Raw genomic sequence first — 14013 nt, 5'->3', positions numbered from 1 at the left:
AATTAAGGAGTGAATGCTTATGGGGAAAGCTGTTCCTTTAATGATTCAAGGTACTCATTCAGATGCCGGCAAAAGTGCGCTTGTTACCGCTTTATGCCGGATATTTGTTCAGGATGGTTTTAAAACAGCCCCTTTTAAATCACAGAACATGGCTTTAAATTCTTATATTACATTGGATGGGAAAGAAATCGGCCGTGCCCAGGGTGTGCAAGCAGAAGCAGCTGGGATCCTTGCAACAACGGATATGAATCCCATTTTGATTAAGCCAAGCGGTAGCTATGAATCGCAAATTGTGGTTCATGGAAAGCCATTTAAAAATATGAAGGCAGGAGAATACCGCCAGGACTTTTTTCAACAAGGCCTAGCACTAATTCGAGATTCATATGAGAAATTGTCTGTTTGTTATGACCGGATCGTTATTGAAGGTGCAGGCAGTCCGGCTGAGATTAATTTAAATGATCGGGAGCTTGTTAATATGCGGGTGGCCCAAATCGCTAACGCACCCGTGATTATAGTTGGAGATATTGAAAAGGGTGGAGTATTTGCTAGTTTAGTAGGAACCTTGCAGCTGCTAGAACCGGAAGATCGAAATCGAGTAATTGGTGTCATCATCAATAAATTCAGAGGTGATGTATCCTTACTGCAGCCGGGATTAACCTGGTTTGAAGAATATGCTGGCGTTCCGATTTTAGGTGTTGTTCCATATATCGATAACCTACTTATTGAAGCAGAGGATTCAGTTGTGTTAAACAACTATACTTCTAAACTCGATGCTACAAAGGAAATTGATATTGCGGTCATCCGTCATCCCATGATCTCTAATTTTACTGATATCGATCCTTTTTTTGCGGAAAAGGATTGTCATGTTCGCTTTGTAAAAGCTGTAGAAGACTTAGGAGAACCGGATTTACTGATTCTGCCTGGGAGTAAAAATACCATTGAGGATATGATGGTTTTACAAGGCACAGGACTAGCCAATCGGATCTTGGATCTAGCACAAAAGGATACGATGATCGTTGGCATTTGTGGCGGGTATCAAATGTTAGGAAATCGCATCGAAGATCCATACGAAGTTGAATCATCACATAAAAGTGTAGAAGGACTAGGGCTCATTCCGATGCAAACCTCCATGACCACATATAAGACAACGGTTCATTCTGAAGGAATGGCCAGTTTTGCCGAGGAAAGCATTCCAGTTGCGGGTTATGAGATTCATATGGGCGAATCGTACTTTGAAGAGGAATGTGACCATTTTGTTCAGTTAGCTGACAGTAGGGAAGGAACGATAACGAAGGATAGACAAATCATCGGGACGTACTTTCATGGTATTTTCCATAATGATCTTTTCCGTGAGGTTTTTCTAAATGAGATAAGGATAAAGAAAGGCTTAGAGCCAATCAAGAACCGCGACTCTTTTTCCATAAAAAGAGAAGAAGGATTCGATCTATTAGCCAAGGTTGTGAGAGAAAATATCCAGTTAGACCGAATTAATAAGCTAATAACGGACTTTCAAAAGGAATCGAAATGATGGTAATGGGATATGAGCCAACCATTATATTCTGCAAGATTATATTTGCAGCGATTGTATTAGATTTGTTGATGGGTGATCCTAGGTGGCTTCCACATCCTGTTGTACTAATGGGGAAATTAATAACATTTTTAGAAAAGAGCTGGAATAGAGGCGAAGGCAGAGTCTGGAAAGGGATTTGCCTTACCGCAACAGTTGTTCTGCTCGTTTTCTTCTTATCCTTTTTTCTCGTCTTTGTTGCCTATCAATTACACCCATTTGTTGGAGTTTTTGTACAAATCTATCTTATTTCCACTACGATTGCGATAAAAGGTCTTTCGACTGCCGCAAAAGAAGTCCTAGTTCCTTTAGTGAAAGGGAATTTAGTAGAAGCAAGATTAAAGCTTAGTATGATCGTAGGTCGTGATACGGAAAGTTTACCGGAGAGTGAAATTGTTAGAGGAACTGTTGAGACTGTTGCTGAGAATACAGTCGATGGCATAACAGCGCCATTATTTTGGGCCATCATTGGAGGAGCACCACTTGCGATGGTGTACCGCGCCATCAATACGTTAGATTCTATGGTTGGGCATAAAGATGAGCGATTCATGCAATTTGGATGGGCATCAGCCAAGCTTGACGATCTAGTAAATTGGTTTCCTGCGAGATTAACAGCACTTTCGATGTGGATTGCAGCTTTTTTTATAAAAGGATCCAAAAAGAGAAATGGATGGAACATAACGTGGAGGGATGCAAGAAAACACCCCAGTCCAAATAGTGGCTGGTCAGAGGCAATGGCAGCGGGGTTAATCGGAATTCAGCTAGGTGGAATCAATTACTATCGGGGAAAAAAGTCAGTTCGTGCACAAATGGGAGATCCTTTAAGGAATTTGGTGTGCTCCGATATCGAACAAGCAATTCGAATTATGCATGGAGGATGGATTGTATTTTTTCTGATAGTTGTAGGCTTACTCCTGTCGGTTAGATCGTGAAAATGAGGTGAAAATGATGAAATGGCCAAATCATGGCGGACAACCTGAAACAATAAAAAAACTTTTCCATATTGAAGGTGATAAAGCATTACTCGATTTTAGCGCAAACATAAACCCTTTTGGACCTCCTTCCTGGTTGCAAGATGCATTACATGAACATTATGAGACGATCACACGTTATCCAGAGCCAACTTATTCAAATAGTAGTGCTTCGATAGCAAAGCATGAAGGTATAGACCAAGACATGGTCCTATTAACAAACGGGGGAGCGGAGGCCATTTTTTTAGTAGCAAAATATTTCGAAAAAGGGAAAGCGCTCATTGCTCACCCTACCTTCTTGGAATATGAACGAGCCTGTCGTCATTACCATATTGATGTAGAAGATATTTTAGTAGGCCATGAAAGTGGATTTACATTACCAATTCAATTGATTCAACAAAAGTTTATTGAAAAAGATGTTATCTTTCTTTGCCGCCCTAATAACCCAACTGGGACGGTAATAGCTGAAGAAGATTTGCAGGTATTGTTAGAAGTAGGGAAAAAAACTGGTACATATGTAGTAGTCGATGAAGCCTTTGTTGATTTTCTACCGACTTCCATTCCTACACTTACTTCATGGTTATCGTCTTACCCAAATTTAATATTATTACGTTCTTTAACAAAAATGTATACAATCCCTGGGCTGAGAATCGGATATATAATGGCCCATCCAACGATTATTAAGGTTTTAAAAAACGAACAAATTCCTTGGAGTATTAACTCTTTAGTAGATGCATTAATTCCGAGATTACTTGAAGATCGTCGTTTTGTTGACGAAACAAGAGCATGGCTGCATGAGGAATCTCGAAATGTGTTTAAGAGATTAACTTCATTAGGATTTTACCTTTCCCCATCACAAGTAAACTTTTATCTTTTGCGAGATGAGAAACAACCGCAGCGAACCGATGAGCTTTATTCCTTTTTATTGGAGCACGGAATCCTTACGCGGCACACTCATAACTTTAAAGGACTAAATGGTGAGTTCCTACGTATTGCCATTAGGTCAAACTTAGAAAATGAACAATTACTAGCTGCACTTCAAAAGTGGAGAAATGAGTCATGATCCTCTTTATTTCAGGTGGTGCTAGGTCGGGGAAAAGTCATTTAGCAGAGCAAACGGCTCTTTCGTTTTTTCATAAAATGAAGGAGGAATATCAAAGGGGTTCTCTTTATTACATAGCGACAGCTAAAAAAAGTGATGATGAAATGGAAGAAAGGATTCGATTTCATCAGCAAGATCGAGGGAAGGAGTGGCAAACGGTTGAAGAGTCCTTTCACCTTGAACCGATTCTGTCGCAATGTAAAAAAGGTGATGTTATTTTAATAGACTGTTTGACCATATTGTTAAGTAATGTCATGTTCGGGCTTGAACATAGAATGGAATTGATAGAAAACAGTGTGAATCGCTGGTTATGTCTTGCACGTGAAAAACAATTTCACCTTCTCATTGTTTCGAATGATGTAAATGAGGGGATTCCTTCCACTGATGAAGCTGTACAAAGATATATGTATACCTTACAGCGTCTCCATCAAACGATTGTGCAGCAATCAGACCTTGCCGCTCAGGTCCAGGCGGGGATTCCAATGTATTGGAAGGGAGAAATTTGATGAAGCAAATGTTTTTTGGATTTATACTTGCGGTTCAATTTCTAACACGAATTCCTCTTCCCATTGAATGTCCATGGACCAAACAGACAAGTAGATGGGCCTTAAGGAGTTATCCGCTTGTCGGTGCAGTACTGGGGTCTATAATCACGATCATTTTTTACATATTTCAGTCTTATCTTCCTATCCATATCATGACATTGCTCATCATTTCTTTATGGGTATATCTTACTGGAGGATTACACTTAGATGGTTGGATGGATGTAGCAGATGCAGTAGGTTCAAATGCTCCCCTAGAGAGAAAATGGGAGATTATGAAAGATCCACATGTCGGAAGTTTTGGTATCATTTCACTTCTTTTTTTATTAACATGGAAAACACTTTTGATATATTCGTTGATTGAATCTGGTTTTCTCCTGTATTCTTTTCTTTTTATCATGGCGTTTTCTCGTTTAGGAGCCGTTGTTTTAATGATATATCTACCTACTGCTAAACAACATGGCTTGGCATGGGAGTGGCAGAAAAACGTAAATCGGCTTGACTGTTTGTATGCAGCAATTCCTGTATGTGTACTATTATTCTTCTTTCATGACTTTCTATATTTACTTCCTTCCTACCTTGTATTTATTGGCTTATTTGGAGCATGGATTAAACATACCTTTAAAGGGACGAATGGAGATTTATTAGGTACAGCGATTGAAGGAGGCGAATTATGGGGACTTGCAATCACATGGATGTATATCTCGTTCGTCATGGGATAACAAATTGGAATAAAGAGAAAAGGTATTTAGGCCATTCTGACATCGGAGTAATAAGTAGCGAACTATCACAGTTGAATAATCTGCAAACAGTGTTATCAGGATTAAACTTTGATCATGTATTTACTAGTGATTTACAACGCTGTCAGGAAACTTTAGCCTATTTAAGCATCCCGTCACAGGTTTCCATTGATTGTAGATTAAGAGAAATTAATTTTGGCGACTGGGAAGGAAAGACATATGACGAGCTAAAGAACCAGATCGCTTATCGGAACTGGCTAGCGGATTGGGAGGCCTATTCCATACCGAATGGAGAGTCAGCTGATACATTCAAATCTAGAATTGATTCCTTTTTTAATGAGTTATTTCAGCAAGCGATGGAAACTACTCCTGCGAAAATACTTGTGATGACCCATGGAGGTGTCATTCGCTACCTTGTTTCAAAATATGTATCCTCCAGGTCTTTTTGGGATCTTACCATCACGCATGGGCATGGTATTCGATTAACATTTGAGCAGCAGAAGGGGGAATGGGTATGCAGCTCGTTATTGGCGGTGCCTTTTCAGGAAAAAGAAAAGTAGTCAAAGCAAATCATAGAACATGCAGCTGGGTATCTGCCTATGAAGGAGATATGGTGGGAGATTGGGAAGCAAAATGGGAGAATGGTTCAACGTTAGTAATGGAGGGCTGGGAAAAATGGATTGCGTCTGAGCTTCAGAATGGTGAAAACAATGACGAGATTCGATGGGGATTTAGAACAATATTAAAGACCCTCCTTCAGGAGGAGGAAAATAGAAAGAACAAAATAGTCCTGATTATGTTAGAGGTTGGAAAGGGAATTGTTCCTTTGCAAAAGGATGAAAGAAGACTAAGGGATCTGGCTGGGTGGATTGCACAGGATGCAGCAAGTGTTTCAGATGAAGTGGATTTTGTATGGAATGGATTAGTGAAGAGAGTCAAATAGTTATACGCTAAGATCCTATCAAGCTGGAGCGATACTTTTCTTGGGCTCCACGAGCAAAATAAGCCGCCTATTTTTACCAGTGGATTACTTTTCTAGCGCTCACGGGTAGAATAAGCTGCTTATTTTTACCGATTTGCTATTTTTCTAGCGCTCACGGGTAGAATAAGCCGCCTATTTTTACCGATTTGCTATTTTTCTAGCGCTCACGGGTAGAATAAGCTGCTTATTTTTACCGATTTGTTATTTTTCTAGCGCTCACGGGTAGAATAAGCTTCTTATTTTTACCGATTTGCTATTTTTCTAGCGCTCACGGGTAGAATAAGCTTCTTATTTTTACCGATTTGCTATTTTTCTAGCGCTCATGGGCAGAATAAGCTTCTTATTTTTACCGATTTGCTATTTTTCTAGCGCTCACGGGCAAAATAGAAGGCGTATTAAAGCCATTTTACATTCACAGAAGCTGTTTTTTTTATTTGAACCTAAACTTAGGTGTGTTCTTCATCGGTCTCGGTGGGTTCTTTTGCTTCCTCTTTATACTTTATTTGTTCAAATTTAAAAATAAAAATTCAGAAAATATATATTGACGAGATAATAAATATTACTTATTATAATATTCAGATAAGTAATATTTATTATTTCCGATTTCAAGCATACCCTTTAAAAGGCAGGTGTTAAAATTCAAGTTTACTAGCACCGACATGGTTTATTCTACAAAATAACCTCCAAACCAATTTCATATCATGTATTCTATTAAGAAGGTAAAAAGCCATGCCAGGGGAGGAGGAGGTTTCAAAATGAAAAATAGAAGTGATCAGTTAGTCCATGAACTTGGCAAAAAAATCGTAACAGGGGAGTTCACTCCTGGTGAGATCTTACCAAAGGCAGAAGATATCAGTGAACGATATGAGGTAAGTCGAACCGTAGTGCGTGAAGCCTTTAAAGGATTAACCACACTGGGGCTTGTGAGATCCAATCAAAAAGCTGGGACGATTGTCCTTCCTCGTTCTGAGTGGCAATGGTGGAATCTTGATGTATTAACTTGGGTTATAGAGGATGAGAATAATACCGACTTTTTAGTGCATTTGACAGAAGTGAGATTGGGCCTTGAACCAATGGCCGCGGCATTGGCAGCTAAACGAGCAACTGATCAGGACATGATGAAAATGAAAGATGCTTTTGAGCGTCTGGAGCAATCAATTGGGGATGAAAAGGCCTGGGCAAGTGCGGATTATGATTTCCATGAAAGCATCCTGCAGGCTTCCCACAACGATCTCATGATTAACACAGTTAAAACACTTCGAAAAGCGCTAGTTAAAAGCCGCGAAAAAACGATACAGGCTGCCAAGGATTTTCCGGAATCACCGTATGATACGCCAACAAAAGAAGTGCTTGATCGACACCGTGCTATCTACGATGCCGTCATAGCAAGGGATGAAGAGTTGGCCCGGCAAAAAATGACGGAATTAATCTTACGTGTGAAAAGAATTTTAGATAAAATATACGGGTTTTAAAGCTAACTTTTTACTAAAAAGTAAATCGACTTAGAGAGGAGCAAAAAAATGGGATTACAAGTTGTAAGATTCGAAAAGCATGGTAAAGAGAATTGGGGTGTTGTTTCAAACAATCAAATTCTCGCCCTGAAAAATACTTATAGCACTTTAGCACAATTTTTAGAAGAAGGTGCAGAAGAGGCTAGAAAAGTGAAAGAAACTGGAATTGGCGAGACTGTTTCACTTGATGAAGTGACGGTTCTAAGCCCTGTGACCCAGCCGGCAAGAATTGTCTGCCAAGGAGCCAATTATTCTTCTCACCGTGCTGAAGCTGGCTTGGAAGCAACACGCCCGCCGTTTAACCTGATTTTTGGCAAGGCAGATAGCTCACTTTGCGGCGCATATTCGGAAATTATCCGACCGTCACATGTGCAGCTATTAGACTATGAAATTGAGTTAGGATTAGTGATCGGAACTGAGATTTCTCAAGCCGTAGAAGTGACAGATGAAACTCTTCATCAATATGTTGCCGGTCTTGTCATTATGAATGATGTATCTGCAAGGGATGTCCAGCTTTGTGAAGGTCAATGGTTAAAAGGGAAAAGCTACCGAACTTTTGGACCTACAGGGCCGTACCTATACTTATTAGACAAAGATGAAACCGCTCTCATTCATGACCTTGAATTAAAATGTTTTGTCAATGATGAGCTTCGCCAATCGGCCAACACGAACCAACTGCTTTTCAAACCAGCAGAGACACTTACTGAACTATCAGAAATCATGAATCTATCAAAAGGAGATTTAATCATCACTGGCACAACAGGTGGTGTTGCCTTAAATCTCTCTCCAGATGTACTTGGTCAAATTTCAAGCCTAGCACTCCCATACCAAAAGAAATTAGATTTACTTGTGGAAAACCAAATAAACAATGGTAAATATCTTGAAGATGGTGACGTGATTCGCTGCCAAATCAGAAGTGCAGATGGAACCATCGATCTTGGTGAGCAAGTAAACAAAGTAGTACCAAGTAAAGTTGCCATTTCCTGATTTACTTATCATATTGCTGGGAATTACATAAGCCGCTCTAATCATCCTGATCCCAGCTTCCCTTTATTTTAACCCAATTAGCATTACATTTTGAAATGGATCATAAGTGTTTAGTTGTTGGCTCTGTTATTATTGATTGTTGATTTTCGCGTAGGTATGAAAATTCATAGGCGAAGTATTTACGGCTATTTATAAAAAGGAAGCTTAAAAAGCAGAGATAAGCGAATATATTTCGGTTAACTGCTCGAAATAGCCCAAAATCCAAAGATTTAGATGGTATAACCGGAAAAACTTCCTTTATTTTTAAGTAAAAATAAGTATTTCCTAAAATAAACGAAATTCTTCCGTTTATTTTTCAAACTCAGTAAAATCAACATTCAGTTATAACAGACTTGTTTTAAATGTATCCGCTTACAAACGAGGGTTTGTTCTATTAATAATAGTTGAAAAGGGGTTTGGTAGATGAATCAAGAAATTCAAGATGTTGCTATTGTCGGTTATGGTCCTGTATCAAAGCTATTAGCCACCTTGCTCGGACAAAAGGGATGGAAGGTTGGCATATATGAAAGATTTCCTCACGAATACCCGTTGCCGCGAGCCGTTCATTTTGATGATGAAATTGCTCGGATTTTACAATCAGTTATTCCTGCAAGTGAAATTGAGAGAATCACAGAAGTTGCCAACGATTTATACACCTGGTGTAATGCCGAGCGGAAAACCCTTTTGGAATTGAACTTTTCTGAATTTGGGGTTTCGGGATGGCCAGGTCATTTATTCTTTAATCAGCCGGAGCTCGAAGGATTATTGGACAAAGCCTGCCGCCAACAGGCAACAGTTGACGTGAATATGGGAATGGAAGCGGTCGCATTAAACGAATTTGATGACCATGTCGAGTTAGTTGTAAAGGATTTACAGGGAGTAGAAACCAAAGTCAGTGCAAAATATGTGGTTGGCTGTGATGGGGCTAATAGTTTTGTCCGAAGAAATATGGAACATACGATCACCGATCTTGGATTTGTAGCAGATTGGCTTGTGGTAGATATCATTCCTCAAACCGAGAGGGAATGGACACCAATGAATTTACAACTATGTGACCCAGCTCGTCCCACTACCGTTGTTTCAGGTGGTCCCGGAAGAAGACGCTGGGAATTCATGGCTCTTCCAGGAGAAACAAAAGAAGATTTGAACAAGGAAGAAGTGGCATGGAAGTTATTGGAGCCTTGGGATATTACTCCTGCGAATTCTGTGTTAGAAAGGCAAGCGATTTATACATTTAAAGCCTTATGGGTGGATGAATGGAGAAAAGGCAGACTTGTATTGGCTGGCGATGCTGCCCACTTAACACCGCCATTCATGGGTCAAGGAATGTGTGCAGGACTTCGTGATGCCAAGAATTTAGCTTGGAAGCTTGATCTGGTCTTAAGTGGAAAAGTGGATGACAACTTCCTCGATATGTATACGAAAGAACGTAACCCACATAATCGTGATGTGGTCGAAGCAGCCTTGTTTTTAGGAAAAGTGATTTGTGTAACCGATCCAGAGGCTGCAGCACTTCGGGATGAGGCATTCTTTACCGGCAAGGTACCGCCAATGCCAGAATTTCCATTTTTAACTGATGGCATTCTTGGGGAACCAGGGAACTACACGGGGAAACTATCTTTCCAGAGTCAGGTAAACTATCAGGACAAGACTGGATTGTTTGATGATGTTGTTGGAGACGGGTGGATGATTTTGAGTCCAGTCGATGACCCTAGGAACGTTTTACAGGAGGAACAGGTAACCTTCCTTGAGAATTTAGGTGCGAAATTTATAAAAGTTTCGGAAGCCTACGATCCACAATTAGAATCAGCTCATCAGGTAGTAGATATTGAGGGAAAATACAAACAGTATTTTCATACAACTGGCTTAGAGGCTGTTGTGGTCCGCCCTGATTATTATATGTTTGGGGGCGCTGCAAAATTGGCTGAATTATCCTTAGTTGTTGAAGATTTAATCAAACAAATGGGGCATTTCATCAATAAGGCAGCTGTTAGATAACGATACGCTTCTAAGACAGCTGCCAAATAGATCATAAAGGACGGGCATCCTTTATGATTGGTTTCTGATTTGTTTGGGGCAAACCAGAAACAGTTGGTAGACTTGGGAAAGTCTAGAAGTACATTATACAATATTTTTTTAAAAAAATAATAATTTTGGGATTATAAACTTTTTAAAAATAAACCTTATGGGGGAATGTGCGATGTCAAACGTAAAAATATTTCGTTTAGTGTACTTGGATTTTTTTGCAAAAAACAGTGAAACCATGGTCGAGTATTATACTAATACAATGGGATATCGGATTACTGAGGAAAAGGACGGAGTTACCTATTTAAGTAACGGTTTCGACCATCATAATATTGTGGTCACGCCAGCAGAGGAAAAAGCGGTTCGCAGATACGGCTACCAATTAGATGGGAATCTCACTTTAGAAGAGGTACAGGAACAATTACATGCAAAAGGAATTGCTTCCAGCTTGAAAATAGATGCCAAACCGGGTGTTTCAAGATTAGTAGAATTACAGGATCCAGCCGGTAATGTCATTGAATTATTTACAGAGATGAAGCAATCGGCTGTTGGCTTTGGTTCTTCAGGCATTGTTCCTCTTAAATTAGGGCATGTGGCATTTTATGCGAAAAATTTTCAAGAGACGATTGAATTTTATCGGGATGCATTAGGCTTCTCATTTACGGACCAAATTGGAGTAGGCTTCGCTAATTTCTTAACATGTAACACGGATCATCATGTATTAAATGTTGTTGCTTCAGATGAGACGCGTTTACATCATATTGCTTTCCAATTAAAGGATGCAAGTCATCAGTATGCTAGCTCAGATTTATTGGCCAAGCATGGCCGTCCAACTCTTTGGGGTCCTTCCCGCCATACTGCAGGACATAATATTGCGACTTACCATCATGATCCGGAAGAAAATGTTGTGGAGTTGTATATTGATATGGATGTATTTATTCCAGAACTTGGGATCTTTGAGCCTCGTCCATGGCATGAGGTACTTCCGCTCAAACCAAAGGTTTGGGAAGCTTTGAGCGCTTGGGGAACAGAGTTTGAACTGGATTTGGCTAAAGTATAAGAAGTTTCTATAAGGGGATCTGACTCTATGGTACAAGAAACCTTGTTGATTGATGTGAAACCGGGAACGGAGCAGGAATTTGAGAACGCTTTTAAAAAGGCAGCCGTTATCGTATCGTCTGCCAAGGGGTGCTTAGGATATGAACTGCATCGATGCATGGAGCAAGAAAATAAATATTTGGTACTAATTAAATGGGAAACAGTAGAAGACCATGTAACGGGATTTAAAAATTCAACAGATTATCAGGAAATGAAGTCTCTAATTGGCCATTATTATTTACACATTCCACATGCAGGGCACTATGAAAAAGTAGACTGAGAATAATTCGGTTATTTAGATGAATTTTTATTAACGCAGGGGACATAGGTCATATAAGCTGACTTTTTCGTCCCCTTTTTTTCTAATTGAAATTGCAGGATTCTACATATAAAAAGAAGAAATTAAACAAAAAAATAATGAATAGGAGAGATATCATGACAACTTATATTGTTGAAGGAGCAAGAACAGCTTTTGGTACATACGGAGGCTCATTAAAGGATATTAGTGATTTGGAATTGGGCGTGGCGGCGACTAAAGGGGCACTTGAAAGAAGTGGCATACCTGCTTCCGATGTTGATGAAATAGTATTTGGAAATGTCGTTCAGACTGGAGCCCATTCCGCCTATTTGGCCAGACATATTGGTTTAAATAGCGGATTAACAGAGTCATCATCTGCCCTTACCTTGAATCGGCTCTGCGGTTCAGGATTACAGGCTATGGTAACCGGGGCAACGTCCATTGCATTAGGGGAAGCAAAGGTCATTGTGGCTGGTGGCACCGAGAATATGAGTCTAGCTCCGCAAATCTTAAAGGGAACGCGGTTCGGCTCCCCTGGTAAGGCACCAGTGGTTGTGGATATGCTATGGGAAACGTTAATTGATCAATATGTTGGCTGTGGAATGGGGATGACCGCAGAGAATCTATCAGAAAAGTATCATATTTCACGTGAAGAACAGGATCAGTTTGCGGTTATCTCGCAGCAAAAAGCAGGAAAAGCAAGAGATAACGGACGCTTCGCAGATGAAATAGTCCCAATTATCATCCGTGATAAAAAAGGGAAAGAAACGATTATTAAAGTGGATGAACACATTAGAGATAGTGTTAGTTTAGAAGGTTTAACAAAATTAAAACCAGCTTTTAAGAAGGACGGTACCGTAACGCCGGGTAATGCCAGTGGAATTAACGATGGCGCTGCGGCGGTCGTATTAGCTTCTGAAGATTATGTAAATGAACATAGTTTAAAACCGTTAGCGAAGATTGTTTCCTGGGCAGTAGCAGGAGTGGATCCAAAAATCATGGGGATTGGACCTGTACCAGCAAGCAAAAGGGCATTAGAAAAAGCAGGCTTAACCTTGGCTGACATTGATTTATTTGAATTGAATGAGGCTTTTGCGGCACAATCATTAGCCGTCATCAAGGAATTGGGAATTAACCAGGAAAAAGTAAATGTGAACGGGGGAGCAATCGCTTTGGGACACCCGCTTGGTGCAAGTGGTGCGAGAATTACATATTCATTAGCCCTTGAATTGAAGAAAAGGGATTTAAAATATGGCTTAGCAACTCTTTGCATTGGCGGCGGTCAAGGAATTGCGATGATTATTGAGAGGGTCTGATTTTGAAAAAACAATCTATTAAACCTAAGGAGGAATCAATTTGGAAAATAAAGTTGTTCGTTTATCCGTCGAAAACCATGTTGGAATTGTCACATTAAACCGTCCGGAAGTAGGAAATGCACTGGATTTGCAAATGGCCAAGGAACTGATGGATGCTGCTATTGTTTGTTCCGAGCGTGATGACATTAGAGTAGTGGTGATCACTGGAGCGGGTAATAAGTTTTCGGTTGGCGGTGATTTAAAAAGTTTCGCAAAAGAAGGGGACGAAATAAGTTCTCATCTGAAATCGGTAACGGCATATTTACATCAAGCGATTTCCTTTTTTGCAAGAATGAATAAACCGTTTATTGGGGCGGTTAATGGAGTAGCAGCAGGTGCCGGAATGAGTCTTGCATGCGCATGTGATTTAGTCTATGCATCGGAGAAATCAAAATTCGTAATGGCTTATAACCGAATTGGATTAACACCTGATGGATCAGGCAGCTATTTTTTACCTCGTCTTGTCGGGATGCGTCGTGCCCTTGAGTTAATGTATACGAATCGACAGTTAACGGCACAAGAGGCATGTGACTGGGGAATTGTCAATCAAGTCGTTCCGGATGACCAATTATGGGAGGTTGTCCTTGGCGTTGCAGAAAACTTGGCAAAAGGACCGATGAATGCATTCGGCGAAACGAAAAAATTATTCTTTCATTCGCTCCAAGAAACATTGGAAACACAAATGAGCAAGGAATCCCTGCTGCTCGCTTCAAGAGCATGCAGTGAAGAGGGAAAAGAAGGAATCGCTGCCTTTCTTGAAAAGCGCGAAGCTGATTTTTTAAAGGGTTAGGATTGT

The 14013-nt window shown here is 40.1% G+C and carries 14 protein-coding genes; all 14 read left to right on the top strand.

Features of this window, described 5'->3' with window-relative positions; genetic code table 11:
* Positions 1-19: 19 nt before the first annotated feature.
* Positions 20-1528 carry a cobyric acid synthase gene (locus V5M37_RS15675; protein WP_423798112.1) on the top strand — a complete coding sequence of 503 codons (1509 nt, stop codon included), beginning with the start codon at positions 20-22 and terminating at the stop codon, positions 1526-1528.
* Entirely contained in the window at positions 1525-2499 is a 975-nt protein-coding gene (cbiB, locus tag V5M37_RS15670; protein ID WP_423798111.1) for an adenosylcobinamide-phosphate synthase CbiB, read from the top strand. Before V5M37_RS15675 ends, cbiB begins: the two co-directional genes overlap by 4 nt.
* Before the next feature lie 16 nt (positions 2500-2515).
* Positions 2516-3601 carry a threonine-phosphate decarboxylase CobD gene (cobD, locus tag V5M37_RS15665; RefSeq protein ID WP_423798110.1) on the top strand — a complete coding sequence of 362 codons (1086 nt, stop codon included), beginning with the start codon at positions 2516-2518 and terminating at the stop codon, positions 3599-3601.
* Positions 3598-4146, top strand: coding sequence for a bifunctional adenosylcobinamide kinase/adenosylcobinamide-phosphate guanylyltransferase (locus V5M37_RS15660; protein WP_423798109.1), 549 nt, complete (start codon positions 3598-3600; stop codon positions 4144-4146). Before cobD ends, V5M37_RS15660 begins: the two co-directional genes overlap by 4 nt.
* The gene (cobS, locus tag V5M37_RS15655) at positions 4146-4904 is read left to right on the top strand and encodes an adenosylcobinamide-GDP ribazoletransferase (protein WP_423798108.1); all 759 of its coding nucleotides are present in this window, start codon (positions 4146-4148) and stop codon (positions 4902-4904) included. Before V5M37_RS15660 ends, cobS begins: the two co-directional genes overlap by 1 nt.
* Complete coding sequence (locus V5M37_RS15650; protein ID WP_423798107.1) at positions 4856-5482, top strand: histidine phosphatase family protein; 627 nt, start codon at positions 4856-4858, stop codon at positions 5480-5482. Before cobS ends, V5M37_RS15650 begins: the two co-directional genes overlap by 49 nt.
* Positions 5437-5865: a bifunctional adenosylcobinamide kinase/adenosylcobinamide-phosphate guanylyltransferase gene (locus V5M37_RS15645; RefSeq protein ID WP_423798106.1), complete on the top strand. Its 429-nt coding sequence runs from the start codon at positions 5437-5439 to the stop codon at positions 5863-5865. Before V5M37_RS15650 ends, V5M37_RS15645 begins: the two co-directional genes overlap by 46 nt.
* A 794-nt stretch (positions 5866-6659) precedes the next feature.
* Complete coding sequence (locus tag V5M37_RS15640; RefSeq protein WP_423798105.1) at positions 6660-7376, top strand: FadR/GntR family transcriptional regulator; 717 nt, start codon at positions 6660-6662, stop codon at positions 7374-7376.
* A gap of 48 nt (positions 7377-7424) precedes the next feature.
* Positions 7425-8402 carry a fumarylacetoacetate hydrolase family protein gene (locus V5M37_RS15635; RefSeq protein ID WP_423798104.1) on the top strand — a complete coding sequence of 326 codons (978 nt, stop codon included), beginning with the start codon at positions 7425-7427 and terminating at the stop codon, positions 8400-8402.
* 462 nt (positions 8403-8864) lie between these two features.
* Positions 8865-10439, top strand: coding sequence for a bifunctional 3-(3-hydroxy-phenyl)propionate/3-hydroxycinnamic acid hydroxylase (locus tag V5M37_RS15630; RefSeq protein WP_423798103.1), 1575 nt, complete (start codon positions 8865-8867; stop codon positions 10437-10439).
* A 202-nt stretch (positions 10440-10641) separates the two neighbouring features.
* Positions 10642-11526, top strand: coding sequence for a VOC family protein (locus V5M37_RS15625; RefSeq protein ID WP_423798102.1), 885 nt, complete (start codon positions 10642-10644; stop codon positions 11524-11526).
* Positions 11527-11553: 27 nt separating this feature from the next.
* Complete coding sequence (locus V5M37_RS15620; protein WP_423798101.1) at positions 11554-11844, top strand: antibiotic biosynthesis monooxygenase family protein; 291 nt, start codon at positions 11554-11556, stop codon at positions 11842-11844.
* A 137-nt stretch (positions 11845-11981) separates the two neighbouring features.
* Positions 11982-13178, top strand: a complete 1197-nt coding sequence (locus tag V5M37_RS15615) for an acetyl-CoA C-acetyltransferase (protein ID WP_423798100.1) — start codon at positions 11982-11984, stop codon at positions 13176-13178.
* 40 nt (positions 13179-13218) lie between these two features.
* Positions 13219-14007: an enoyl-CoA hydratase/isomerase family protein gene (locus V5M37_RS15610; protein ID WP_423798099.1), complete on the top strand. Its 789-nt coding sequence runs from the start codon at positions 13219-13221 to the stop codon at positions 14005-14007.
* Positions 14008-14013 lie beyond the last annotated feature (6 nt).

The sequence above is a fragment of the Neobacillus sp. SAB-20_R2A genome (genome assembly GCF_049568635.1).
In the GTDB taxonomy this organism is placed as follows: domain Bacteria; phylum Bacillota; class Bacilli; order Bacillales; family Cytobacillaceae; genus Neobacillus; species Neobacillus citreus.
The sequence above is the reverse complement of the archived record's forward strand: the minus strand, read 5'-3'. Positions and strand labels throughout refer to the sequence as shown.

Coding starts and splice junctions, on each gene's coding strand:
- V5M37_RS15675 (WP_423798112.1), top strand. CDS start 20: ATGGGGAAAGCTGTTCCTTTAATGATTCAAGGTACTCATTCAGATGCC.
- cbiB (WP_423798111.1), top strand. CDS start 1,525: ATGATGGTAATGGGATATGAGCCAACCATTATATTCTGCAAGATTATA.
- cobD (WP_423798110.1), top strand. CDS start 2,516: ATGAAATGGCCAAATCATGGCGGACAACCTGAAACAATAAAAAAACTT.
- V5M37_RS15660 (WP_423798109.1), top strand. CDS start 3,598: ATGATCCTCTTTATTTCAGGTGGTGCTAGGTCGGGGAAAAGTCATTTA.
- cobS (WP_423798108.1), top strand. CDS start 4,146: ATGAAGCAAATGTTTTTTGGATTTATACTTGCGGTTCAATTTCTAACA.
- V5M37_RS15650 (WP_423798107.1), top strand. CDS start 4,856: ATGGGGACTTGCAATCACATGGATGTATATCTCGTTCGTCATGGGATA.
- V5M37_RS15645 (WP_423798106.1), top strand. CDS start 5,437: ATGCAGCTCGTTATTGGCGGTGCCTTTTCAGGAAAAAGAAAAGTAGTC.
- V5M37_RS15640 (WP_423798105.1), top strand. CDS start 6,660: ATGAAAAATAGAAGTGATCAGTTAGTCCATGAACTTGGCAAAAAAATC.
- V5M37_RS15635 (WP_423798104.1), top strand. CDS start 7,425: ATGGGATTACAAGTTGTAAGATTCGAAAAGCATGGTAAAGAGAATTGG.
- V5M37_RS15630 (WP_423798103.1), top strand. CDS start 8,865: ATGAATCAAGAAATTCAAGATGTTGCTATTGTCGGTTATGGTCCTGTA.
- V5M37_RS15625 (WP_423798102.1), top strand. CDS start 10,642: ATGTCAAACGTAAAAATATTTCGTTTAGTGTACTTGGATTTTTTTGCA.
- V5M37_RS15620 (WP_423798101.1), top strand. CDS start 11,554: ATGGTACAAGAAACCTTGTTGATTGATGTGAAACCGGGAACGGAGCAG.
- V5M37_RS15615 (WP_423798100.1), top strand. CDS start 11,982: ATGAATAGGAGAGATATCATGACAACTTATATTGTTGAAGGAGCAAGA.